The organism is Salinimicrobium marinum (genome assembly GCF_014651535.1).
Taxonomy (GTDB): domain Bacteria; phylum Bacteroidota; class Bacteroidia; order Flavobacteriales; family Flavobacteriaceae; genus Salinimicrobium; species Salinimicrobium marinum.
The window spans coordinates 1-25,186 of sequence record NZ_BMXB01000019.1 but is presented as its reverse complement, the minus strand read 5'-3'; the positions used below and the strand labels follow the sequence as shown (position 1 = coordinate 25,186).

Sequence of the window (25,186 nt, the reverse complement as noted above, 5' to 3'; positions counted from 1 at the left end):
ATGACTCACCCTGAACCCATTTTACAGGAAAACAAAGACAGATTCGTAATTTTTCCTATAAAACATCATGATATTTGGGATTGGTACAAAAAGATGGAAGCTAGTTTCTGGACTGCTGAAGAGATTGACCTTCACCAGGATCTTAGCGATTGGAACAATAAATTAAATTCCGATGAGCGTTACTTCATAAAGCATATCCTTGCATTCTTTGCAGCTTCAGACGGGATCGTGAACGAAAACCTGGCAGAAAATTTCGTCAATGAAGTACAGTATGCCGAAGCCAAGTTCTTTTATGGTTTTCAGATCATGATGGAAAACATCCATTCTGAAACCTATTCTTTGCTCATAGACACTTACGTGAAAGATGAAAAGGAAAAAGATCAGCTTTTCAGGGCGTTGGAAGTTTTTCCGGCGATAAAAAAGAAAGCAGAATGGGCACTGAAATGGATAGAATCTGATTCTTTTGCCGAAAGACTTATTGCTTTTGCCGCCGTGGAAGGGATCTTCTTTTCCGGAGCGTTCTGTTCGATCTTCTGGTTAAAGAAACGCGGATTAATGCCCGGTCTTACTTTCTCAAACGAGTTGATCTCAAGAGACGAAGGGGTTCACTGTGATTTTGCTGTGCACCTGCACAACAACCACCTCGTTAATAAAGTACCTAAAGAACGTATTCGCGAGATCCTGGTGGATGCGCTTAATATAGAACGGGAATTCATTACAGAATCGCTTCCTGCAAGCCTTATAGGGATGAATTCTAAATTGATGACTCAGTACCTGGAATTCGTGACAGATCGCCTGCTGGTAGAACTGGAATGTGAAAAAGAATATGGAACTGCCAATCCATTTGACTTTATGGATATGATCAACCTGCAGGGAAAAACCAATTTCTTTGAAAAACGTGTGGGCGAGTATCAGAAAGCAGGCGTAATGAACAAAGACAAAGAATCGGACAAAATCAGCTTTGACGCCGATTTTTAATTTACTTCAGTAATATCGGGTAGCATCACGGCCCCCCAACGTGGTGTAATCCATACCTATATAATTAATCCTGACTTCCAAAAGATCTTCCTCTTTAGGGAATTTTTCCCTGCCTGAAAGATCCGGAGGTTCCAATCTGTAAATATTCCAACTATGTATGTAGAAAAAAGAGATGGCCGTAAAGAACCTGTAATGTTCGATAAGATCACTGCCAGGGTGAAGAAACTTTGCTACGGACTCAATGAACTGGTAGATCCTGTAAAAGTTGCCATGCGTGTGATTGAAGGACTTTACGACGGCGTTACCACCAGCGAACTTGACAATCTCGCAGCCGAAATTGCGGCTACCATGACTACATCACATCCCGATTATGCAAAACTGGCGGCAAGGATCTCTGTTTCTAACCTTCACAAAAACACGAAAAAGTCTTTTTCGGAAGTGATGACCGATCTGTATGAATATGTAAACCCCCGAACCGGCAACAAAGCCCCCCTTTTAGCCGGTGATGTGTATCGGGTGATTCAGGAAAATAAGGAAAAGCTGGATTCCCTGATCATTTACAACCGCGATTTTCAGTATGATTATTTTGGATTCAAAACCCTCGAACGTTCCTATCTTCTGAAGTTAAACGGAAAAATTGCTGAAAGGCCACAGCACATGTTAATGCGTGTGTCCATTGGAATACACCTGGATGATCTCGATGCAGCCATAGAAACTTATGAGCTGATGTCAAAAAAATATTTTACACACGCCACTCCTACCCTGTTCAATGCGGGAACGCCAAAACCCCAAATGTCTTCCTGTTTTTTATTGACAATGAAAGATGACAGCATTGACGGGATATACGACACCCTGAAACAAACAGCCAAAATCTCCCAATCTGCAGGAGGAATAGGATTATCTATTCACAACGTTCGTGCTACCGGCTCCTATATTTCCGGAACCAACGGCACTTCCAACGGGATTGTACCCATGCTGCGGGTATTCAATGATACCGCAAGATATGTGGACCAGGGAGGCGGCAAGAGAAAAGGTTCCTTCGCCATTTATGTAGAGCCGTGGCATGCAGATATTTTTGATTTCCTGGACCTTAAAAAGAACCACGGAAAAGAAGAAATGCGCGCCCGCGATCTTTTCTACGCCATGTGGATCCCTGATCTTTTTATGAAACGCGTGGAAGAAGACGCTCACTGGACGCTTATGTGTCCCAATGAATGTCCGGATTTATACAACCGCCACGGGGACAAATTTGAGGAACTTTACTTAAAATATGAAACCGAAAAAAGAGGCCGGAAAACAATAAAAGCCCGTGAACTGTGGGAGAAGATTCTTGAATCTCAAATTGAAACGGGTACTCCTTACATGCTCTATAAAGATTCGGCCAATAGAAAATCGAATCAGCAGAACCTGGGAACCATTCGTTCCTCAAACCTTTGTACCGAAATTCTCGAATACACCAGCGAAGACGAAGTGGCTGTTTGCAACCTCGCCTCCATCGCCCTTCCAATGTTTATAAAAGGAAACGAATTTGATCACAAAGAGCTGTACAAGATCACGAAAAGGGTAACCAAAAACCTCAACAAGGTCATTGACAGAAACTATTATCCTGTAAAAGAAGCAGAAAATTCCAATTTAAGGCACCGCCCGGTGGGATTGGGCGTGCAGGGACTGGCAGATACGTTTATCAGGCTGCGGCTTCCGTTTACCAGTGACGAAGCCAAAAAATTGAATCAGGAGATTTTTGAAACCCTGTACTTTGCCGCCGTTACGGCTTCCATGGAGATGGCGAAAGAAGAAGCCCCCTATTCTACTTATGAAGGTTCTCCCATGAGCCAGGGCAAATTTCAGTTTAACCTTTGGGGCATGAACGATGAAGATCTCAGCGGAAGATGGGATTGGGCAAAACTTCGGAAGGAGGTATTAAAAAATGGCGTTAGAAACTCTCTTCTGGTAGCTCCAATGCCCACGGCTTCCACTTCCCAGATCCTTGGAAACAACGAAGCTTTTGAACCTTATACGTCAAATATCTACACCCGAAGGGTCCTTTCAGGAGAATTTATTGTGGTAAACAAACATTTACTGGAAGACCTGGTAGAGCGAAACCTCTGGAACGATGACGTGAAAAATGCGATTATGCGTTCCAATGGGTCTGTTCAGAATATCGATGTAATTCCCGATGACCTCAAAGAACTTTACAAAACCGTTTGGGAACTGAGCATGAAAGATATCATTGACATGTCCCGTCACCGCGGATATTTTATCGATCAGTCACAGTCACTCAACCTGTTCATGGAAAATGCCAACTTCGGAAAATTGACCTCCATGCACTTCTACGCCTGGAAAAGCGGACTCAAAACCGGAATGTATTACCTAAGAACAAAATCGGCTGTAGACGCTATCAAATTTACGCTTTCTAAAGAAGAGAAGAAGCAGGAAATCCCTGAAGAGCAATCTACAGTCCCGCAACGGGCAGCAGCAACTTTTAAAGCTTCAGAAACAAAACCTCTCACCACTTCTGAAGAAGGCAGCCTTTCTCCGGAAGAGCTACGGACAATGATCGCTCAATCCAAAGAAGCCGAAGGCGATGATTGTTTGATGTGTGGAAGCTAAAACTGGATATGAGATATTAGTATTGAGTATTGAGATTTTTTCTCTCTAAAAGAAAAGGGAACTAAGCCGTGGCTTACTTCCCTTTTTTGTTATTTTTGGATCGCATTCAAAATCTGAATTTTATCGCAGTTACTTTTAACTGTTCACATATTAACTTCTACCGTAGCAATGATGAACTGGGAACAACTCCTCTCTCTTAGAAGAGCCGGAGACACAAACAAACGACTTCGAAAAGAGCAAAATGAAACCCGATTAGGATTTGAAGTAGATTACGACCGAATCATTTTTTCATCCGCGTTCAGGAGTCTTCAGGATAAAACCCAGGTTATTCCACTGTCAAAAACAGATTTTGTTCATACCAGGTTAACGCATAGTCTTGAAGTTTCAGTAGTGGGAAGATCTTTGGGAAGGCTGGCGGGGCAAAGAATAATAGAAAAACATCCGCATTTAAAAACCATCCATGGATACCAAATGAACGATTTCGGAGCAATTGTGGCTGCCGCTGCTTTGGCACATGATATCGGAAATCCGCCGTTCGGTCATTCCGGAGAAAAAGCTATTGGAGAATATTTCAGCATTGGCAACGGGAAACGCTTCAAAAATGAACTAACGCCGGAAGAATATCAGGATCTTGTAAAATTTGAAGGAAACGCCAACGGATTTAAAATCCTCACGGAAGACCGACCCGGAATTCCGGGAGGAATCCGGCTTTCGTATGCTACTTTGGGAGCGTTTATGAAATATCCGAAGGAATCCCTTCCGCACAAACCAACCAATCATATTGCCGATAAAAAATTCGGAATATTTCAAAGTGAAAAAGCCTTTTTTGAAGAGGTAGCCAATGAACTGGGTTTACTACCTACCGGAAATACAAAAAATAAAAGTTTCGCCCGTCATCCACTAGCATTCCTGGTTGAGGCCGCAGATGATATATGTTATACCATCATTGATTTTGAAGACGGCATTAACTTGGGACTAATTGAAGAAGAATATGCCCTGGAATATCTTATCAAGCTCGTCAAAGATTCTATTAACACTGCAAAATATCACAGCCTCCAGACCCGGGCCGATCGCCTGAGTTATTTGCGCGCCCTTGCGATCAATACCTTAATTACAGAAGCAGTTGAAATCTTCCTGAATAATGAAGAAGCCATTCTGGCGGGAGAATTCCATCAGTCGCTTTTTGACAAAAGCAGGTATGAAGCACAGATCACAGATATAATCAAGATAAGTATTGAGAATATTTACCAGAGCGAAGAAGTGATAAGCAAAGAAATTGCCGGCTACCAGATGCTTTCCCATCTTCTGGACACTTACACCAATGCTCTTTTACCGGAAAAAGGAGAACCCGAGTCCAACTTCAATAAACTGGTTTTAAAACTGGTTCCAAACGTAATTGAGTACGAAAATCTCGATCTTTACGGGAACCTGATCAAAATATGTTCCTACATTTCGTCCCTTACAGACAGTAATATTGTCAATTCCTTTAAAAAATTCAAAGGTTTACGAATATAAAGATGTGAACCAAAATGCGTATTTTGCAGAAGATCAACTTCTATCTCTTCTAATCTTCAGCAAATGAAAAGAAAAGTACTCCTTTTTCTACTGGTCATTTTTGTCCCGGCACTTTTAATTTTACTCAATGTAAGAAACAGGGACATGACGGCAGATGATGAGATTACTGAACTTCGCCTGCGGCATGCTGAATTTCTGAAAAATAAACAGCCTCAAAAAGCCAACACAAAACTTTCCCGGAAAGATAAGATCCAGAAGGGCCTTCCGCCCAATGAATATTACGAGTTAATGGCTTATTTCACCATGAACCCTGCTCTGGGGTATCCCGAACCTTATAAGATCCACCAACTGCAAAAAGAACTGGCTGCAAAAAGGCGTAATAAAACAGCACTTAAAGCTCCGGGACAGGATGGAGATGTGGCCTGGGAGGAACGAGGTCCCACCAATGTTGGCGGCAGAACCAGGGTATTGCTATTTGATCCAAACGATGAGTCCGGCAGAAGAGTTTTTGCAGGAGCCATAAGTGGTGGATTATGGGTGAATGAAAATATCACTTCAGAAAATTCTCCCTGGCAAAGAGTTTCCGGACTTGCCGCAAACCTCAACATTTCCTGCATTACGGTAGATCCACGGGATTCGAACATCTGGTATGTGGGAACAGGGGAGCAATATACTGCAGGGGATGTGGTAGGTACCGGAGTCTATAAAACTACAGATGGGGGTGAAACCTGGACAAAAGTACTGGACGTTGAGGAGCAGGCCACAGATCAATCAGGTAACAACCAGCGGGTGATTGGAGGAATTCATTATATTAATGATATTACAGCCTGGGATAATGGCACTTCTACCGAAGTATTTATTGGAGTTACCACTCACGTGTATGCCAATGCCGCCAATCCCACCAATTTCCTCGGATTTTTTGACAAAGGATTGTACCGAAGCACCAATGGTGGAAATTCCTGGAACCGCATCATAGAAGACGATTCTTTTAATGATTTCGAGACCGATGCCGCCGGAAACCTTTGGGTAGCCACTACCAATTCTCCCGGAGCCGGGGTTAATAATCGCGGCGGAAAGATCTTCAAAAGAGAAAAGGGAGAAAACACTGGCTTTTCTCAGGTAGCAACCATTCCTAACGTGTTGCGAACAGAGATCGAAGCCTCGGCCACAGAACCTATGAAATTCTATATTCTTGCTGAAAATGCCAATAGTGAAGCGGACTTATGGATCACCACCGATGCATTTTCCAGTATCACCCAACTTCCTGAACCTAATGATGCCGATCTTGATATTCCGCCAGATGATTTTGCAAGAGGTCAGGCGTTTTACAATCTGGTCATCGAAGCCGACCCTACCAATGACAATTTAGTTTACGCCGGCGGAATTGATCTTTTCCGATCTTCCGATAGCGGGAACAGCTGGGAACAGATCTCAAAATGGGCAGATAATAACAATCTGGAGGATCTGCCGGTCTCTCTGGTACATGCAGATCATCACGTGATGCAGTTCAGGCCGGGAAATACAAATCAGGCGATCTTTGGACATGACGGCGGGGTATCATATGCCCGGGATCTTGCTGCTGCAGCGGAATCTGATGTTTTTATTACTCCCGAAAGAGATTATATCACTACACAATTCTACTCGGTGGCAGTAGCACCTACAACTTTCGCTGCCGGAGATTACTTCCTGGGTGGAACTCAGGATAACGGCACCCAGTTAATTGAAAACGGAAATCCTGTTTCTATAGGTATCCTGGGCGGGGACGGCGCCCATACCTTTTATGATGAGGTAGACACCAAATATTTTGTAGCCAACCTTGTTTACAATAACCTCATCATTGCCTATGAATATGGGGAAGATAGCGGCTGGAGGTATATTGCAGATAATGAGGACAACGACGGATTCTTTATTAATCCGCAGGCATTGGACTCCAACCTTGATAAGTTGTTTTCCAACGGTCCTGTTGGCACCCTGTACAGGTACGATGATCTCAATGAATTACCCGAATCCACACAGGGCGACGGGACTGTGGCTCCCAGGGTTTCTCTCAACAACAATTTGCTCGATGCCGCAATCACAGCCCTGGCAGTTTCCCCCTATAGCACCAGCAGTTCCACTGTTCTGGCGGGACTGGTTAATGGGAAACTCATTCGTATTGCCAATGCAAACGGATCTCCCGGCGCTGCAGAATGGAAAGAAATTACCGGAGACCAATTTGTTGGAAGCATATCTGATGTGGAATATGGAGATTCTGAAGATGAGATCCTCGTTACCTTTTATAATTACGGAGTGGAAAGCATCTGGTACACCGAAAATGCTTCGGAAGATACTCCCGACTGGATCAAGAAAGAAGGTAATTTACCCGATCTTCCGGTGTTAAGTATCCTGAAAAATCCCACAAATCCTGAAGAAGTTATTATAGGTACAGAACTCGGCGTGTGGGCCACCAATGACTTTTTAAATGATGCTCCCACCTGGGAGCAGGCATATAATGGAATGAGTGATGTAAAGGTTACAGATCTTGATCTTAGAAAAGGAGATAATACGGTCTTTGCCGCTTCTTATGGCCGCGGCATATTTTCAGGACAATTTTCTTCAGAAGAAGTGCCCGGAACAGATGAACTTGCAGAAGACGAAGTTCTGGTGTATCCAACCACTTCAGAAGGTATTGTTGAAATAGTTTCCGGAGGAGATATGGGTGAGTCTCAGGTAGATGTTTTCAGCACCATAGGACAGCGTATGGCTTCCTTCAATCTCAATATTTCAGAAGATCCCGAAGAAATAGATCTATCACATCTAAGGACGGGGGTTTATCTTGTAAGAATAGAACGAAATGCAGGTGCCAGCACCCAGAAGATCATCATTAAGTAAGTTTTCTGCTTAAGAATCCTGTGGAACTGTAAATTATTACCAGGGTATTAAAATTCGTAGACGAGGCCCACCCCCAGCAATTGCTTAAATTGAATTTTTGGGCCTCCGGTTTCCAGTTCGCCATCCCCATCACGATCTTCCTTGAATTTCACATCATCATCATATCGCAGGTGCGACCCAATATTAGCCTGCACATGAGTGTTTACCTTTAAATTGACATTAAACTCCCAATCCACATCAACATTTCCAAACTTGTTCAGGTAATCTGAATAAAGCCTTAACTGATTATCAAAAATGATATTATCGAAAAGCTCTTTGTTAAAAGTACTACTCACCAGAAAACCAAATTCGGCCCGTATCTTCTCTCCTTCCTGTAAAATATTTCCTTCTTCGTCTCTTATGGCTTCCCGCACCCCAAACATCCCTTCATTCGCCAGGCGCTGGTCAAGAACAAAGGTGGATTTTAGCGTCACGGGCGAAATGTATGCAGTAAACTCTTCGGAAGGATGAGAATATTCTGTTCCTACCCCCAGAAAAGCATATCCGGGAGCCATAAATTTGGAAATAGGGTTTTCTGTATTGGGATACCGGTATCCGTAGGTAAACTGCGTATTGAAATTAAATTTTGCTGAATAATAAAAATTAGAAACGGAATCTCTTCTATATCCGAAGTTGGAATTGATCTCTAACTGATCTTCAGTCTTTCTCAATTCCCTTCCTTCCTGGGCATTAAAACCATATTTTATGACCATGGTAGAATTCCAGTTGAGCAGCTTTTTTCGATACCTTCTTCCAAAATTTGCATGCAACAAAGCGGAAAAGGAATTGTTCCCCCCCGCATTCCAGTTCACAAAAGCCACTTCGCTAAGGTTGAGTCCCACTTTGTTTACTTTGTTCCAGTAATTCACCTTTTCCTTTACCACCATGGTAGTATCGGTAGAGATGGTATCTACAACAGCAGCCGTTTTAAGAAAATGAGAAAATGAGTGCCTGGTAGTATCTGCCGAAGTGGTATCGATAGCGGCATGAGCATTAAAAGAGAGCAATGAAAGAAACAGGAGAAGAAATCGAATTGACATGAGGCCGTGTACTATGGTATTTATTTAATGATTTTCTACTTATGTAACTGAAGTTTCAACATCTTCACTATATCCTCAACGCTAATTTTCGCGATTTCTTGCAATTCTTCCACTTTTCCATGTTCAATAAAGAAATCGGGTATTCCCATAACTTCAATCGGGAGGCTATATTGATGCTTTGCAGCAAATTCCAGAACAGCACTTCCAAAGCCTCCCGTGGCCGTACCGTCTTCTATTGTTACAACTCTTTCATACTTTCCAAAGATGGTATGTAAAAGTTCTTCATCCAGTGGTTTCACAAACCTAAGGTGATAATGAGCAATAAGCCCTTCTTCCGGAGTTTGCTTCAGTGCCTGTTTTACATTCTGTCCAATATGGCCGATGCTGAGAACCACAATTTTTGCACCATTTTTAACACAAATCCCTTTTCCGGATTCTATTTTTTCAAAAGGCTGTTGCCAGTCAATGGTCACTCCCCTTCCCCTTGGATATCGAATCACCAACGGAAATTCAAGTCCCAGCTGGGCAGTGTACAGCATATTTCGAAGTTCCACTTCATCCATGGGTGCAAAAATGTGCAGATTGGGAATACATCTCAGGTAAGCCAGATCAAAAACTCCGTGATGGGTAGCACCATCTTCCCCAACCAGTCCTGCACGATCCAGGCAAAAGATCACCGGCAGCTTTTGCAAAGCAACGTCATGAATTAACTGGTCATACGCTCTCTGTAAAAAGGTAGAATATATGTTACAGAAAACAATATATCCCTGAGTTGCCATTCCGGCGGCAAGTGTGACCGCATGTTGCTCTGCAATGCCAACATCAAAAGCTCTTTCGGGCAGGGCATCCATCATGTATTTTAAAGAACTTCCCGTGGGCATGGCTGGAGTGATCCCTATGATCTTTTCATTCTTTTTTGCCAGTTCCAGCAACGTAAGTCCGAAAACATCCTGATATTTTGGCGGTAATCCATTGGAATTTTTGACTATAATCTCACCTGTAGCCCGGTCAAATTTTCCCGGGGCATGGTATTTTACCTGGTCTTCTTCAGCTTTTTTAAGGCCTTTGCCTTTTTTGGTGATCACATGAAGAAACTTAGGGCCTTTTATTGTTTTTAAATGCTCCAGGGCCTTTATCAGTGATGGAAGGTCATGACCGTCCACCGGACCGTGATATTGAAAATTGAGTGCCTCGATCATATTCATTTGCCGTGGCTTATAACCAACTTTGGCCTTGGCAAAATATTGCTTCAAAGCACCTACACTTGGATCAATCCCTATTGCATTGTCATTAAGGATCACCAGCAAATTTGCACGGGTAACTCCGGCATGATTGAGACCTTCAAAGGCCATTCCACTGGCAATGGACGCGTCACCTATTACAGCGATATGTTGTTTTTCGAAATCTTCGGAAAGATTGGAAGCAATGGCCATTCCCAGGGCTGCAGAGATTGCTGTGGAGCTATGCCCCACTCCAAAACTGTCATATTCACTTTCTCCTCTCTTCGGAAATCCGCTAATGCCGTTAAGTTGTCGGTTGGTATGAAAGACTTCCCTCCTTCCGGTTAGGATCTTATGGCCATAGGCCTGGTGGCCCACATCCCAGATGAGGTCATCTTCGGGCGTATTGAAAACATAATGTAAGGCAATGGTCAATTCCACCACCCCAAGGCTGGCTCCTAAATGTCCTTCCTTTGCCGCTACAATATCAATGATAAACTGGCGTAGTTCTACTGCCAGATCAGCGAGTTTTTCAGCAGGAAGTTCCCGAAGATCTGCAGGAGAATTTATCTTATTTAAGAGACTTTTTGCCATAAGCAGCAAAGGTACATTTTGAAATTGTATTTTTGAATATGCAACTGGTTTTTGACGATAGTTATTTTATGCGAAAAGCCCTTGAAGAGGCCGAGTATGCGTTTGAGAAAGGAGAAATTCCTGTAGGGGTAGTCGTGGTAATAGATCAACAGATCATTGCCCGCGGACACAATTTGACCGAACTTTTAAATGATGTAACTGCCCATGCAGAAATGCAGGCTATTACCGCTGCCGCAAATTTTCTTGGCGGAAAGTATTTAAAAGGTTGCACGATGTACGTCACTCTTGAACCCTGCCAAATGTGTGCCGGTGCCCTGTACTGGAGCCAGATCTCAAATCTTGTTTTTGCTGCCACCGATCCCGATCGCGGCTATCGAAAAATGGGCACCAGACTCCATCCTAAAACAAAAGTAACATCAGGAATTATGGAAAATGAAGCCTCTGCCTTGCTAAAGCGGTTTTTCATTGAAAAAAGAAATTTGAATTAATCTTTTAAGAAATTTCTACAATATCAATACCTACCGGTCTATTAGGTATCCGCTAAGCAACCAGATATTCTTCCTTTATTCCGCATAGTGCAGGTGATTGGGTTGATCCTGCTATTCTTTCAACGACGACAGAAATGTTTTTGGTGATGAACCGCATCAGCAAAATATTCCATTTTTTAATTCTTATAAACAAATCATTTCCGGAAAAACATTTCCTTTTCCACACCCTCCAGATATTAACGAAATCTTGTGCAGAAGCCCTTTTAAAATGTTATAATCCGTTAAAAATCACATGCATTTCTGCTTTTTTTTTGATCTTGACATGTTCAAGAATTAATCTGTATTAATTATACATTGATAGAATACAAATCCAAAGATGGACCTTTAAAATCTATGCGAAAACTTCATTTTTTAATGCTAATCCTGCTGATATTTTCCTCTCCTGCTTTTTCACAACAGGAAATATCACATACTTTTTACATTTCTGCAAACACGGGAGATTCAGAAGAGAATGCTGCAGCATCAATTTTTTCTGAAATCAATAAAGCTTCCGAAAAAGATGATTCCGCTATGCTCCTGCTGCTGGGCAATATGACTCGGAAAGAAGGATTTCCTGAAGGAGCAGCGAGAAAAAATTCAGAAGATTTTCTAAGGAAACAGCTACTGGAACCCATTAGTAATTTTAACGGAAAGGTGATTTTCACTCCCGGCGTACGGGAATGGAACAAGGCTGCCCCACAAAGTATTGATGATCTTGAATCCTTCCTGCAGGACAACAGCAAAGCAGAAGTCTGGCCCGATGACGGCTGCCCACTGGAAGAAGAAGTTTTAAATGATGAGGTGGTTCTTATCACTGTAGACTCCCAATGGTTCCTGGAGGACTGGGATGACCACCCGGAGATGAATTTGGATTGCGAGATCAAAGACCGGGAGCAGTTTTTTGTTGAATTTAAAGATGACCTGAAAGACAACCACGGAAAAACAAAGATTGTGGCCATTCACCATCCAGTTATGAGTAACAATAATCTCGGGTTTATTAACAGAACGGGTGGTTTTTTCCCTCAATCCTTTGAACACCAAAAGCTGCAGCGTCTAAGAAGCCGACTTGAAACTCTTGCCAGTCTTTATGATGATGTCATTTTTGTATCGGGAAGTCACCGTAACCTTCAATTCCTCGACAATGAAAGAAACCCACAAATCATAAGCGGTGCTGCCGCAAAAACTGAAGCTGCCCGGGCAAAAGAAGACGAACACTTTGCTTCGGAAAAAAACGGATTTGTAAAACTTACCATCTATAAGGACGGAAGCTCTAAAGCCGATTTTTATGAGGTAACTACAGAAGGTTCCCAGCTGCTTTTCAGTAAAAACATTGAACGGGAGCGCCCACGGCTGGAAGATGTAACTTATGAGGAACAGGAAGACGTAGGCCCCACCATGTTATCTTCGATCTACAGTAAAGAGGAGACCCAAAAAAGTAAATTCCACAAATGGTTACTGGGAAATACCAACCGGGAAATCTTTAGCACGGAGATTGAAGCACCCGTGCTGAATATTGACACGATTCCGGGAAATTTAAGGCCGTTAAAAGAAGGTGGCGGGCAACAATCCCGCTCTCTAAGGTTTATTGATGATGATGCCCATGAATATACCATTCGCGCTTTAAGGAAAAGTCCGAAAAGATATGTTCAGGCCGATTTAATTAAAGAAAATTACGTGGGAGAATTTCTGGACAATACCATTGTTTACAGATATTTATCAGATTTTTTCACTACTTCCCATCCCTATGCTCCCTTCGGAATAAACGGCCTGTATGACGCGCTGGACATCTATCACATAAACCCGGAAATTTACTATGTGCCCAAGCAGCCGGCCCTGGGCATTCATAATGACGAATATGGAGATGAATTATACATGCTCGAGCCCCATGTAGGCGATGAAAATAAGGATTTTGAAACCCTGGGGGCATCAAATGATATTTTGAGCACTCTTGATCTTCTCCTGGAAATAAGAGAAGACAAAAATGTAGAAGTAGACGAAAATTCTTTTATCAAGGTGAGGTTATTTGACCTTATGGTGGGAGACTGGGACCGGCATGAAGATCAATGGCGCTGGGCAGAATTTGAAGAAAACGGAAAAAAAGTATATTATCCCATTCCCAGGGACCGGGATTTCGCTTTTCCCAATTATGACGGAGCCCTTATGGCATTTTTAAAGCTTTCCATCCCCGAGCTTAGAAAAATGCAATCCTACACCAATGAGATCAAAAATTTAAAATGGCTCACCTGGTCTGGCTATCCCCTGGATCATAGTTTCCTAAAATCTTCGGAATGGAATGATTGGGAACAGCAGGTGCAGATCATTCAGGAGCAAATGACCGATGAAGTCATTGAAAGTTCCTTTGCCGAATTACCCAAAGAAGTCCGGGACCATAGTATAGAAGAAATAAAGTCTACCTTAAAATACAGACGCGACAATTTACTGGCAACTGCAAGAACTTATTACGATTATCTTCAGGAATTCAATATGGTTATTGGAACCGAAGAGGACGATGATGTTGCAATCACCCGAAAAGAAAATGGTATCACGAATATCAACATCACAACCGCAGGGGAAGAGATCTTTAACAAAGACTACTCTTCTGCCGAAACCGAAGAAATCTGGGTCTATGGACTTGATGGAGAGGATACTTTCACGACCTCTGGAGAAGGAAATGACCTGATCAAAATGAAAGTGCTTGGAGGTGCCAAAAATGATACGTACGACTTCACAAACACCAGAAAAATTAAACTGTATGATTACAGGAGCTCCGAAAACACCATTTTGAATTCAAAAAGCCGGAAATGGCTGGTAGACTCTTATGACATCAATCATTACGACTACACTAAACGAAAATATCACGATTTTAGAATTTTACCCTATGCCGATTTTGTTCCCGATGCCGGTTTTTCCCTGGGAGTAAGAAATATTTTCACCACTTATGGTCTTGTTCAAAATCCATTCTCGACTCAGCATAGGCTGGGCGCCAATTATTATTTTGCCACCAATGGGTACGAGGTGAATTATTCGGGAGAATTTGCCCATGTATTTTACGACTGGAACTTCGGAATTGAAGCAAGGTATACCAGCCCCAATTATTTCCTGAATTATTTTGGAACAGGTAACGATTCTCAATATGACCGAAATTCTGTAGAAAAAGATTTTAACCGGGTAAAGATCCGGCAATGGCATATAGCACCATCTCTCATCTGGAGGAATGACGCCGGAGGAAGATTTTATTTTAAACCCATGATCGAATCTTTAAAAATACATTCAGACGGGGATGATTATGTAAGTCAGGTTTTCTCTCCCGAAAATGACATTTTTGAAAGTCAGCTTTATGGAGGAGCAGAAATAAATTACAATTACTACAATAAAAATAACGCCTCTTTCCCCAGCAGAGGAATGGAATTCGATGTAACTTCAGGATACAAGACCAATATTGATGGTGGCGACAATAGCTTTGGATACATTGAACCTTCCCTATCTTTTGATTATCCTTTAATTTCCAGCGGATTTGCGGTTATAGCCACCAAAATAGGCGGGGAAGCAATTCTTGGAGATGAATATGAGTTCTACCATGGAGCCACTTTGGGAGGTAATAATAATTTAAGGGGGTACCGTAACCACAGGTTCAATGGAAAAAGATCTTTTTATCACAGTACCGATCTGCGGAGTGCCTTTGCGCTTCTGGAAACGGAATTTCTTCCCATTATCCTGGGCGCCAGTGTTGGTTTTGACTACGGAAGAGTATGGTCAGAAAATGACCTTTCAGACCGGTGGCGCAACAACTACGGAGGCTCCATCTGGATCAACGGTTTACTGGCTCTCACCGGAAATATAGGATTTTATCACGGTGATGATGGCAACCGCTTAACCTTCACTGTTAACTTTAAATACTAGTGTTTGTCAGCTAAAAGTAGCAGCTACAGGCTTTTAATTATAACTGCTTAATTATCTTTTTGTTAACATCGTATCCCAATAATAGTTGGTAGCTTATTCTTTTGAGATGAATATTTATAAAACAGAAAACGTCATGGGTAAACTAGAAGGCAAAATAGCATTAATAACAGGATCAGATTCGGGTATTGGACAGGCATCTGCGATAGAACTCGCCAAAGAAGGAGCCGATGTGGTGATCACGTATCATTCCGATAAAGAGGGCGCCGAAGAAACTTTAAAAGCAGTACAGGAAGCCGGCAGAAAAGGGATCATTATCAAGATTGATGTTTCCGATGAAGAGAATGTAGAGAGAATGTTTGATAAAGCGCTGGAAGAATTCGGAGATCTGCATATCCTTATTAATAATGCAGCGATAAACGGACAGGGAATTAGAGTGGAAGACCTTTCTACCGAAAAATGGGACAAGGCCATAAAAACGAATCTCTACGGATATTTTTTCTGTGTGAGGAGGTTTATAAATATCCGGAAACAAAAAGGTGGAAAAGGGAAAATCATCAACGTTTCTTCCGTTCACGAAGATATTCCTGCACCGGGAACTGCCGATTATTGTTCTACCAAAGGTGCCATACGAATGCTTACCAGAACTCTTGCGCTGGAACTGGCCGAATACCAAATCAATGTGAACAACATCGCCCCGGGAATGATCCTTACGCCATTCAATCAGGAAGCACAGGAAGACAAGGAAGTGCGGAAAGATAAAGCTTCCAATATCCCGCTGAAGAGAGCAGGCACACCCGCAGAAATTGGAAAACTTGCTGTTTTCCTGGCTTCTTCAGATTCAGATTATGTAACCGGATCCACCTACGTAATGGACGGCGGACTAATGCAAAACGTAGGCCAGGGAGCATAACCAGTAAAACCAGACATACATGAAATACGATGCCATCATTATTGGAACAGGACAGGCTGGCCCACCGTTAGCTCTCAGCCTTGCCAAAAAAGGTAAAAAAGTAGCCATAATAGAGAAAAATCATCTTGGTGGAACATGTGTAAACACCGGCTGCACCCCCACCAAAACCTATATTGCAAGCGCCAGAAGAGTTTTTGTAGCCAGAAACAGTGAAGAACTGGGTGTTGGTATTGAAGGAAAGGTCAAGGTGAACCTCAAACAGATCAAAAGAAGAAAGGATGACCTAATCCAGGAGTCCAGAGACAGCTGGGAAAAAAGCTTTTCTGAAGAACCGGGCATCAGCCTCATAAGGGGTAAGGCAAAGTTTATTGATTCAAAAAGCATCGAAGTAGACGGAAAAATATTTTCTGCTGAAACCATCTATATCAATGTGGGAGCAAGACCTCGAATTCCGGAAGGTTTTGAGAATGTTCCGGTGTTGACCAATGAAACCATGCTGGAGCTGGAGGAAATTCCCGAGCACCTCATCATTGTGGGTGGCGGTTATGTGGGATTAGAGTTCGCCCAGATGTTCAGGAGGTTTGGCAGCAAAGTGACCATCCTGGAAAGAGGCGAAAGATTAATGAAAAAGGAAGACGAAGATATTTCTGAAGCCATTGCTGAAATCCTGAAGAAGGAAGATATACATATCCGGTTTAAGTCTGAGTGTATTAGTGCAAAACCCGCGGGAGAAGGTGTCGAAATTCAGTTGGAATGTGAAACAGGGGAGCCTTCCATAAAAGGTTCACACCTGCTCATGGCTACAGGAAGAATACCCAACACAGATGAACTGGGACTGGATGCTGCGGAAATTAAAACCGACAAAAAAGGATACATCCAGGTGAATGAGAGGCTGCAAACCAATATGGATCATATTTTTGCTCTGGGCGACTGCAATGGAGAGGGAGCTTTTACCCATACTTCCTATAATGATTTTCAGATCGTTGATTCTCACCTGCAGGGCACGGAAAAAAAATATCTTTCAGATCGAATTTCCTGCTATGCCGCCTATATAGATCCTTCGCTGGCGCGGGTTGGAATGAATCTGGAAGAAATCAGGGAAAAAGGCTTAAAAGCCAATATTGCAATTAAACCTATGAAAGAGATAGCACGTGCAAAAGAAATGGGGGAAACAGACGGACTTCTAAAGATCTATACGGAAGAAGGAACAGATAAAATCCTGGGAGCCTCTTTCCTGGGAACCAGGGCAGATGAATATATCCATGCAATTATTGATGTGATGTATGCAGATGCGCCGTATACGGTCATCAAAAATGCTGTTCACATACATCCAACGGTAAGTGAATTAATTCCTACCATGCTGCAAAATCTAAAACCCGTGAAGTAATTACCAGAAAAAGCAAAATTATTTCGCTGTAGGAACAAAGAATTTAAACACTACCTGGTTGAGGCTTCTGGGGAGATTGTTTGCCGTACAGGAAAATAATCGGAAATAAAAAAGCTGTTTCGGGCTTTGTTCCTGACTGGTTCTACATAGAAGAACAGAAAGTACTTAAACCCTGAAACAGCTCTCTTTAAATTCTTAAGCTACTGCTTACAGTTCTTCAAAATTAAATTTTTGTCCACCTACAGAAACTTCGATCATCGCTCCGGCTTTAGGCATGGTAATAACACCTACTCCATCCCGGAATTCTATACTCTCTGCACGACCTTTATCAAGAGCCACGGCAGATGCATTACCGGAAAGTTTAAACTTCCCTTCTTTAAAACGATCTAATGCCGCCTGGGTCTTGAACAACAACACCTGAATAAAAGCCTGACCTCCCAATTGAAGTCCTACATCCAGTTGCTTCAAATCGGCCATCCCAATCAATTCTCCATTTTGATATACTGCTCCGTTTCCAGATGCACCTCCTACGATGTATGCTCCTTTCCCCACATTCGGAAAAATAGCATACCCCACAGAATTATTCAGCAGGTTTTCTACTCCCGGATCTTTTTGAGTAAGGGTTTGTTTTGCCTTTTCAGCATCATTAATGATCTTCTTCTGATCTGACGTCTGAGCGGTTACCATAGTACCCATAAAAAAAATGAGAAGTAAGGTAATTCCTGTTCTTTTAAATATTAATGTTGAATTCATAGTTTTTCTGTTATGCATTTATAGTTTCATTTATTGTACCAATTCTACTTATCTGGATGTACATCATATAAAAAAAGTGATTCCGGATAAGGAACCACTTCTTTATTCAATATTATTTCAAGATTACTGTACCGGTTGGAAATCGAACCTTTGTCCTCCAACAGAAACTCCGGCCATTGCACCTTCTTTAGGCATGGTTACAACCGCAACACCATCTGCGAAGTTAATATTACGGGATGCTCCTTCATCCAGTACAATTGCAGATGCATTTGCCGATAACTCGTAGCTACCGTTCTTAAAATCATCTAAAGCTTCCTGAGTTTCAAAAAACAGTACCTCAATAAAGGCTTTACCACCTATTTGAAGACCTACATCTACTTGTTTTAGATCTCCATATCCAATAAGGTTACCATTTTCATAAACTGCACCATTACCAGATGCCCCTCCTATTACGTATGCACCTTTTCCTACATTTGGAAAAATTGCATATCCTGCCGCATCATTAAAATGATCGGACATTTCGGGATAATTTTGTTCAATAGTAGACTTCGCCTCCTGAGCGTCTGATACCAGGTCATCTCCTGTTTTCTTCATAGATCCACAACTCGCGAATACTAGAAAAATCAATGCAAAAATTGATTTGTAAAAATTATTAAATCTCATAACTGATTCCATTTTACTTTATTTTTAAGTTAGTTACTACTCAATGTACTCTGAATCAAAGTATTCTTATGTTAATTGAGTGTTATTTCATTAGGTATTAACGCTTTTCCTTAATGAACGTTAAAGAGCCGTTTCCTTTCCCGTTCTTTTTTTCAGTTGAAATGATACTGTTATAGTCCCGTGATATCTTTTGTAGAATAATTTGTGGCCGGCAGCTCCTGAAGGGTCTCTTCTAAAAACTCAATATTTCCGGTAGGCAGATCATACACAGCTCCCACAATCAACAGGTCTCCTTTTTCATACCCTCTGCTCAGGACCGCTTCGAGCCTTCTTAACTCCTCTACCTGGTTGATCACGTTTTGCTTCACTGCCATCTCAAGTTGATTATCCCCCATTCCTTCCACAGCCAAAGCAGCAGGTTTAATGGCATTTATCAGACTTACAATATGACTTGGCGGGTCTGCCGGCCTTTCCACTGCAGCAGTCACAGCGCCACAACTACTATGGCCCAAAACAACAATGAGTTTGGTGCCAAGGTTTAAATATGCATATTCCAAAGTGGCATAACTGGCCTGCGTCATGACCTGACCTGCCGTACGTGCCACAAATAGATCGCCAAACCCCTGATCAAAAATAATTTCTGTCGCCACCCGGGAATCTGAACAACCTACAATAGTCGCGAACGGATACTGTCCTTCCACCAAAGCTTCTACTAATTCCGGGTGCTGCCGTGGGTGAATACTTCTCCCCTGCTCAAAACGCTGGTTCCCGCCGCGAAGTTTCTGCAGTCCGTAATAGGGATTCGCCGAGGCAGAATCACGGTTAACGATATAATTTTCCTCTCTCCATTCCCGGGACTGCAGGTTTTCTTCATTCATGGTGGATTGATCCCTTTCAGAGGTATTCCTGGTTTGTGCACAGGATGTTTGAAGGAACATCAGAAATACTCCAAAACATAAAATCAGCTGCATTTTTCTATTAGTCATTTTGATTAGTTTAAAAAGGTTTAAAATCTGTTTATCCATCCTGCATTTTGATTAGATAACATCTTCATTCCATGCAGTACACCTTAAATAGGGTTTCTTTCAATTTAAAGAATTTCTCAAGAAGCACTTCAAAACATGTTCACAAATAAAATATAAAGTGTTATAATACAATGAGATACTATCTCTTTCTCGTTGTCGTGAAAGAATTCTAATAGAATCATTGGCTGTTCAACAAGAATCAGCAAAAATTATTTTACTGATATGATATCGGCTGCTACAGATTATGTTAAAATTTAATATATTTGATATGTCAATTACCTCCACCATGAAAAAAATATTCTTTTTATCGGCTTTTATACTTTTTCTCTGTTTTGGATGTGAGGAACGATCAGGAGTAACAGAAGAACAGGAGCCGAAAACCAGCATACCTCCCGATAATGCCGAACTGGAAGAAGCCAAAGCCATTTCCAGAAAGATCTTCGAAGGAATAGAAAAAGTGGAAAATGAGGAAGCTAGCCGGGAGGAATTTCAGGCATACGCAAAACCACTTCAGGAAAAACTGAACTCATTGATCGTAATTATGGAGGAGCAGGAAGTAAGAGAGCTGGACAGGTACAGAAATGAGCTTATGGATGAATTGTCCATTACAGATACCGCAACTCATTAATATTTTCTGAAAATTCAGTATTATTCTTCAGGTGGTAAAAAGCACCCTTTTAAAAATGAATTATCAGCAACAGCTGAAATTTTTTAATTTCTTCCGAAGTAATTATTATTCATAATTATCTGAGAAGGAATGAACAGGCTTCTGCTTGAGTTTTTCCTGTTTAAGTACAAATACGATCCTGGTACCTTCGGGTTCCCCCTCTGGGTTTACTTTATCGATGATCTCATACTCAATCGTGTCTGGATAACTCTTGTTATAAAGTTCAATACGTTCCCTGATGATCTTCATCCCCATGCTTTTATGGGCATCTTTGGAAGACCGGGAATTGGTTTTCTTTCTTCCTATTCCATTATCATCAATGATGATCCTAATATCTTCTCCTTCTGAAATCACCTCCAGAAGTACTATTTTTTCATCACGTTTGCTCGGCAACAAGCCATGCCATATAGCATTTTCAATAAAAGGCTGAAGCAGCAACGGGGGTATCAACACATTTTCAATAGTTGGAGAATCGTCTCCCCTGATCTCATATTTAAAATCCTTTTCAAAACGGTTCTCTTCCAGCGCCAGGTAATAGCGGGTTAATTTAAGCTCTTCGGTTAAAGGAACCACATGCTGCTGGGATGTTTCCAGCACCATTCGCGTGTAGCGGCTAAAAACCACGAGATATTTCATGGCTTTCGCATTCTGCTCACTCTGGATGAGGTATGTGATGGCATTAAGACTATTAAAAAGGAAATGAGGATTGATCCTTAACCGGGTTACCAGAATTTCTGCACGCGCCAGGTTTCGCTCATAAATCGCTTTTAATTTTGCTTTTTCCTCTTTTAAAATTCTCTCATTGGTCTTCTTCTTTGTCCGTGCGTTTCGGTATTGTAAAAAGATGATGGTAAGAATGAACAAAAGGCCTATGCCCATAAGCATCATAAAGATCCTTCTTCGTTCCAGCTTTTGCTCCTGATTGTCCAGCAGGGTTTGCTGCAGCGCCTTATCTTTTTCCAGTAACTGAATTTGATTTTCCTTTTTTTCAATATCATACTTTCGGATTAGGGCTGCTATTTCAACATTCTGTTCAGAAAGTTTAATACTGTCTTCATAGGCTTTTCCCTGTTTATAATATTCCAGGGCCTGCTCATGCTGATTTCGCTTTTCGGAAATATTTGACAGGCCAAACGAATTAGCCATGATCAACCCGTGCTGATCAAGTTCCCGCGCCAGTGCCAGGGAATTCTGGTAAGAGCCGGCAGCTTGTGCAAGATCATTTTGTTCTAAAAAAACATCTCCAATACTCATTAAGATCTGTGCCTGCCGGTGTTTATCTCCCAGAGTTCTAAACCTACCCAGAGCATCCTGAAAATAAGAAGCAGCTTTTGCAAGGTTCCTGCCCTCTTCCAGGTAAGATTTTCCGTAGAATTCATACGTGATTGCCAGCCCGTATAAATCCTCTCGTTCCTGATTAATTTTATGCAATTCATCAAGATACTGCCGGGCTGTCCTGTACTGTTCCTTGTCTATGTAATAGTCGCTGATTGACAGATAATTCATAGCCACACCCAGACTGTTATCCCTTGCTTCTTCTGCCTCAAGAGAACGTTCAAAATACCCCAGCGCTTCATCTTCCCGCCCGGGAATATTCCCCAGTGCATTTCCAATTCCGTTACTTGAAATGGCAATGTTCTTGAGGTCATTTTCCCTTTCTGCAATCCTCAATGCATGCATGTAAAAGGTAATGGCCGAATCATATTTTTGATTATACCTGCCTGCAACACCGGCATTGTTCGCAAAGATCATTTTGTGAACAGGATCGCTCTTTTTGTTTTTTACGAGGTTGAAAGCTTTTATATGAAGAGGCATTGCTTCGGAATAATCCTGATGATAACGGTACAGCAATCCCAGGTTATCCAGGCTTCGGGCATATAACAAAGTATCTCCGTAGTTTAATGCCCTCTTTATTGCATCCTGCGCAATAGCGTATTCCTTATCTGCATCATGATCTTTTCTATGCAGTTCACGTACATACTGAAGTTCATAAATGATCTTTAGGGAATCGTTGCTTTCCTGTTGAAAAACCGTCTGAAGACTATCCAGGCGTGACTGTGCATTTCCGGAAAAAGAAAAGAAGAGTATGAAAAAACAGATCTGCCATTGGAGCCTGTGAAAATATTTTCCTGAAGTGCGCATATATTTTGTAGTTCATACCGGCAACATGAAGATATTACGCAGTTTTTGTGATTGCATCAAAAAGATTGGTGATAAGGTCTTTTTTACTTTTACTAACGGGAATGGACTTTCCATCCTGCATGACCAGGTATCCCCCGTCATTGCGGTAGTACTTTTTCATATAGTTGGGGTTTATAAGAAAGGATTTATGAATCCTTATAAAGAAATACTTATCCAGCAGTTTTTCAAATTCCTTTAAGGTCTTACTTAATACGAGTTTCCGGTTATCTGTGGTGAAGAGCAGCGTGTAATTATTCTGACTTTGACAGTACAGGATATCATTGGTTTCAATAAACTCGAAACCTTCAGAAACAGGAACGGCAATTTTATTTTTCAGGATTCCTTCCCGCTTCATGTAGATAAGGAGTTCGTTCAATCTTTCAGAAGAAAGGTTCTTTTTCATTTCCTTTTCTTCCTTCCACTCCAAAACAGCATTTTCAAACTCTGCTTCATCAATAGGTTTCAGTAAATAATTAACCGCTTTGGCTTTAAAGGCCCGGGCGGCATACTGGCTGTAAGCGGTTGTAAAAATCACATCAAATGATTCTCTCGGCAAATGATCCAGTAATTCAAAACCATTCATCCCGGGCATTTCCACGTCCAGAAATAAAAGATCGGGCCTGGCGTTGGGCAATGACTGTAGCGCATCTTCGGGTTTTGTGCCTTTGAACACAATTTCGGCTTCAGGAAACTTACTTCTTACATGCAAAACCAGCCCTTCCACACAATGTACTTCATCATCTATAATTGCAATTCTCATTAGGGTAAGATTTCTTCAGGTTATAAAATTAAAAAAAAAGGGATATTCTCATTAAATGTAACTTTTCTTAATGGACTTTTAAAAGAATTATCCCTAAAAAGCTGCTTTTCAATGGTGTAAATGCCATATGAATTAGAATACTGCCGTATCTCCATTTACAAGCCCTAAAACCCGCTAAATAAAACGTAGCACACTTTCACTCATCCATATTCCATCTGCACTCAATACATATTGCTGAAAATGAATAACATAAAGATATTTACATCAATAAATTAATCAGCCGGCCCAATGAAAGTTGGTTGATGACTTGAAAATCAAACAAACCAAAAACAATTAAGCATGAAAACTAAATTAACACTATTGCTCACTGCTACTTTACTATTCTTTGGAGGAACTTTTATAAGCTCTGCTCAAACCGATACCCGGTTTGGAGCAATGGTAGCCTATGGAACCGAAATTGAGAATATAGGAATTGGGGTGAATGCGGAATTCCCAATTATGGAAAACCTCACGATCTCTCCCGGATTCATTTATTACCTGCCTAAAGATGAAGCTGGAATTGATATCAAATGGTGGGAATTGAACGGAAATGCCAATTATTATTTTCTGAATGATGAAAGTTTTGGTTTCTACGGAATCGCCGGGCTCAATTACACCAATGTAAAAATAGATTTTGACGGAACAGGTTTTGGCGGCACCTCCATGGAATCCAGTGACGGGAGATTTGGACTAAACCTTGGTGCCGGTGCAAATTTCAATATTGGAAGCAGCATCACTCCTTTTGCTGAAGCGAAATACGTCATCATAGACGGAAGTCAGTTGGTTATTGGCGCCGGTATAAAATTTAATCTGTAACCAGCACAACTGTTGCCCCTCCAGATTTCTTGAAAAGCTAGCGTAATCTGCTGAAAAATCATTTATGAACCTTTAAAAAATTACTATGGAATCGGGAAATACTCATACAGAAACTAAAAATGAATATACAGGTGATGCTACCCTGGCCATCGTTGCATATCTCACCATCATTGGGCTATTGATAGCTTTTATCATGAACAAAGATAAGAACGACCCCTTTGCAGCTTATCACATAAAGCAATCACTAGGCTTAACTCTTTGCGGAATTGCTGTCTTTGTGGTGGGTATGGTGCCAATCCTGGGGTGGATCATCAGTTTTTTCGGATCACTCTTCCTGCTGTATTTATGGATAATGGGACTTATTAATGCCATCAACGGAAAAATAAAACCTGTCCCTTTCTTCGGAAACAAGTTTGAAGAGTGGTTCCAGAATATTTAAAATACAGGCATAGGAACATTAGAATATACGCATCAAATTATTTAATCAAAACATTATGAAAAACATATCAATCAACCACCTATTAATTCTTTGCATTGCAATTTTTGGATTTAGTTCATGCTCAGATGATGATTCGGGTGACAACGACTAATTTAGCCCCCAATAAGATCGGAGTGATATTTTAAATTTCAATTTATACCTTTGAAATATGAAATACAAGAGATGGAGCTTATCAGAAAAGTTAGAGATATT

The 25,186-nt window shown here is 41.5% G+C and carries 18 protein-coding genes; 11 read left to right on the top strand and 7 right to left on the bottom strand.

Going from position 1 to position 25,186, the window contains the following annotated elements; translation table 11 throughout:
* The 4 genes from IE056_RS16170 to IE056_RS16155 all read left to right on the top strand — a co-directional run bounded on the left by IE056_RS16170 (position 1) and on the right by IE056_RS16155 (position 7,974).
* Positions 1–978 carry a ribonucleotide-diphosphate reductase subunit beta gene (locus tag IE056_RS16170; RefSeq protein WP_189605857.1) on the top strand — a complete coding sequence of 326 codons (978 nt, stop codon included), beginning with the start codon at positions 1–3 and terminating at the stop codon, positions 976–978.
* A gap of 153 nt (positions 979–1,131) precedes the next feature.
* The gene (locus IE056_RS16165) at positions 1,132–3,588 is read left to right on the top strand and encodes a ribonucleoside-diphosphate reductase subunit alpha (protein WP_189605855.1); all 2,457 of its coding nucleotides are present in this window, start codon (positions 1,132–1,134) and stop codon (positions 3,586–3,588) included.
* A 171-nt stretch (positions 3,589–3,759) separates the two neighbouring features.
* On the top strand, positions 3,760–5,103 hold the full coding sequence (locus IE056_RS16160; RefSeq protein WP_189605949.1) for a deoxyguanosinetriphosphate triphosphohydrolase: 1,344 nt from the start codon (positions 3,760–3,762) through the stop codon (positions 5,101–5,103).
* Between the two features lie 63 nt (positions 5,104–5,166).
* A complete protein-coding gene (locus IE056_RS16155) occupies positions 5,167–7,974 on the top strand; it encodes a T9SS type A sorting domain-containing protein (protein ID WP_189605854.1) in 2,808 nt (935 codons plus the stop codon).
* Between the two features lie 47 nt (positions 7,975–8,021).
* On the opposite strand, the gene IE056_RS16150 is transcribed toward IE056_RS16155, so the two are convergent.
* Together IE056_RS16150 and IE056_RS16145 are read right to left on the bottom strand one after the other, a co-directional pair.
* On the bottom strand, positions 8,022–9,053 hold the full coding sequence (locus IE056_RS16150) for a DUF3078 domain-containing protein (RefSeq protein ID WP_189605852.1): 1,032 nt from the start codon (positions 9,051–9,053) through the stop codon (positions 8,022–8,024).
* 35 nt (positions 9,054–9,088) lie between these two features.
* Positions 9,089–10,867, bottom strand: a complete 1,779-nt coding sequence (locus IE056_RS16145; RefSeq protein ID WP_189605850.1) for a 1-deoxy-D-xylulose-5-phosphate synthase — start codon at positions 10,865–10,867, stop codon at positions 9,089–9,091.
* Positions 10,868–10,905: 38 nt separating this feature from the next.
* Here IE056_RS16145 and IE056_RS16140 point away from each other — a divergent pair, with 38 nt between their 5' ends.
* The 4 genes from IE056_RS16140 to IE056_RS16125 all read left to right on the top strand — a co-directional run bounded on the left by IE056_RS16140 (position 10,906) and on the right by IE056_RS16125 (position 17,591).
* Positions 10,906–11,355, top strand: coding sequence for a nucleoside deaminase (locus IE056_RS16140; RefSeq protein WP_189605947.1), 450 nt, complete (start codon positions 10,906–10,908; stop codon positions 11,353–11,355).
* 393 nt (positions 11,356–11,748) lie between these two features.
* Positions 11,749–15,294: a BamA/TamA family outer membrane protein gene (locus IE056_RS16135; protein WP_189605848.1), complete on the top strand. Its 3,546-nt coding sequence runs from the start codon at positions 11,749–11,751 to the stop codon at positions 15,292–15,294.
* Between the two features lie 133 nt (positions 15,295–15,427).
* The gene (locus IE056_RS16130) at positions 15,428–16,204 is read left to right on the top strand and encodes an SDR family NAD(P)-dependent oxidoreductase (RefSeq protein ID WP_189605845.1); all 777 of its coding nucleotides are present in this window, start codon (positions 15,428–15,430) and stop codon (positions 16,202–16,204) included.
* 19 nt (positions 16,205–16,223) lie between these two features.
* The gene (locus IE056_RS16125; RefSeq protein ID WP_189605843.1) at positions 16,224–17,591 is read left to right on the top strand and encodes an FAD-containing oxidoreductase; all 1,368 of its coding nucleotides are present in this window, start codon (positions 16,224–16,226) and stop codon (positions 17,589–17,591) included.
* Positions 17,592–17,798: 207 nt separating this feature from the next.
* On the opposite strand, the gene IE056_RS16120 is transcribed toward IE056_RS16125, so the two are convergent.
* The 3 genes from IE056_RS16120 to IE056_RS16110 form a co-directional block, all read right to left on the bottom strand.
* The gene (locus IE056_RS16120; RefSeq protein WP_189605842.1) at positions 17,799–18,344 is read right to left on the bottom strand and encodes a lipid-binding SYLF domain-containing protein; all 546 of its coding nucleotides are present in this window, start codon (positions 18,342–18,344) and stop codon (positions 17,799–17,801) included.
* A gap of 123 nt (positions 18,345–18,467) precedes the next feature.
* On the bottom strand, positions 18,468–19,007 hold the full coding sequence (locus tag IE056_RS16115) for a lipid-binding SYLF domain-containing protein (protein ID WP_229793793.1): 540 nt from the start codon (positions 19,005–19,007) through the stop codon (positions 18,468–18,470).
* Between the two features lie 170 nt (positions 19,008–19,177).
* On the bottom strand, positions 19,178–19,993 hold the full coding sequence (locus tag IE056_RS16110) for a carbonic anhydrase (protein WP_229793792.1): 816 nt from the start codon (positions 19,991–19,993) through the stop codon (positions 19,178–19,180).
* A 307-nt stretch (positions 19,994–20,300) separates the two neighbouring features.
* On the opposite strand from IE056_RS16110, the gene IE056_RS16105 reads away from it, so the two are divergent.
* Positions 20,301–20,660 (top strand): hypothetical protein, encoded by a 360-nt coding sequence (locus IE056_RS16105; protein WP_189605839.1) that lies wholly within the window; start codon positions 20,301–20,303, stop codon positions 20,658–20,660.
* 105 nt (positions 20,661–20,765) lie between these two features.
* On the opposite strand, the gene IE056_RS16100 is transcribed toward IE056_RS16105, so the two are convergent.
* The gene (locus tag IE056_RS16100; RefSeq protein WP_189605838.1) at positions 20,766–22,841 is read right to left on the bottom strand and encodes a tetratricopeptide repeat-containing sensor histidine kinase; all 2,076 of its coding nucleotides are present in this window, start codon (positions 22,839–22,841) and stop codon (positions 20,766–20,768) included.
* A gap of 34 nt (positions 22,842–22,875) precedes the next feature.
* Positions 22,876–23,640, bottom strand: a complete 765-nt coding sequence (locus tag IE056_RS16095; protein ID WP_189605837.1) for a LytR/AlgR family response regulator transcription factor — start codon at positions 23,638–23,640, stop codon at positions 22,876–22,878.
* Positions 23,641–23,979: 339 nt separating this feature from the next.
* On the opposite strand from IE056_RS16095, the gene IE056_RS16090 reads away from it, so the two are divergent.
* On the top strand, positions 23,980–24,495 hold the full coding sequence (locus tag IE056_RS16090; RefSeq protein WP_189605836.1) for an outer membrane protein: 516 nt from the start codon (positions 23,980–23,982) through the stop codon (positions 24,493–24,495).
* A gap of 85 nt (positions 24,496–24,580) precedes the next feature.
* Positions 24,581–24,934 (top strand): DUF4870 domain-containing protein, encoded by a 354-nt coding sequence (locus IE056_RS16085; RefSeq protein ID WP_189605834.1) that lies wholly within the window; start codon positions 24,581–24,583, stop codon positions 24,932–24,934.
* Positions 24,935–25,186: the final 252 nt, after the last annotated feature.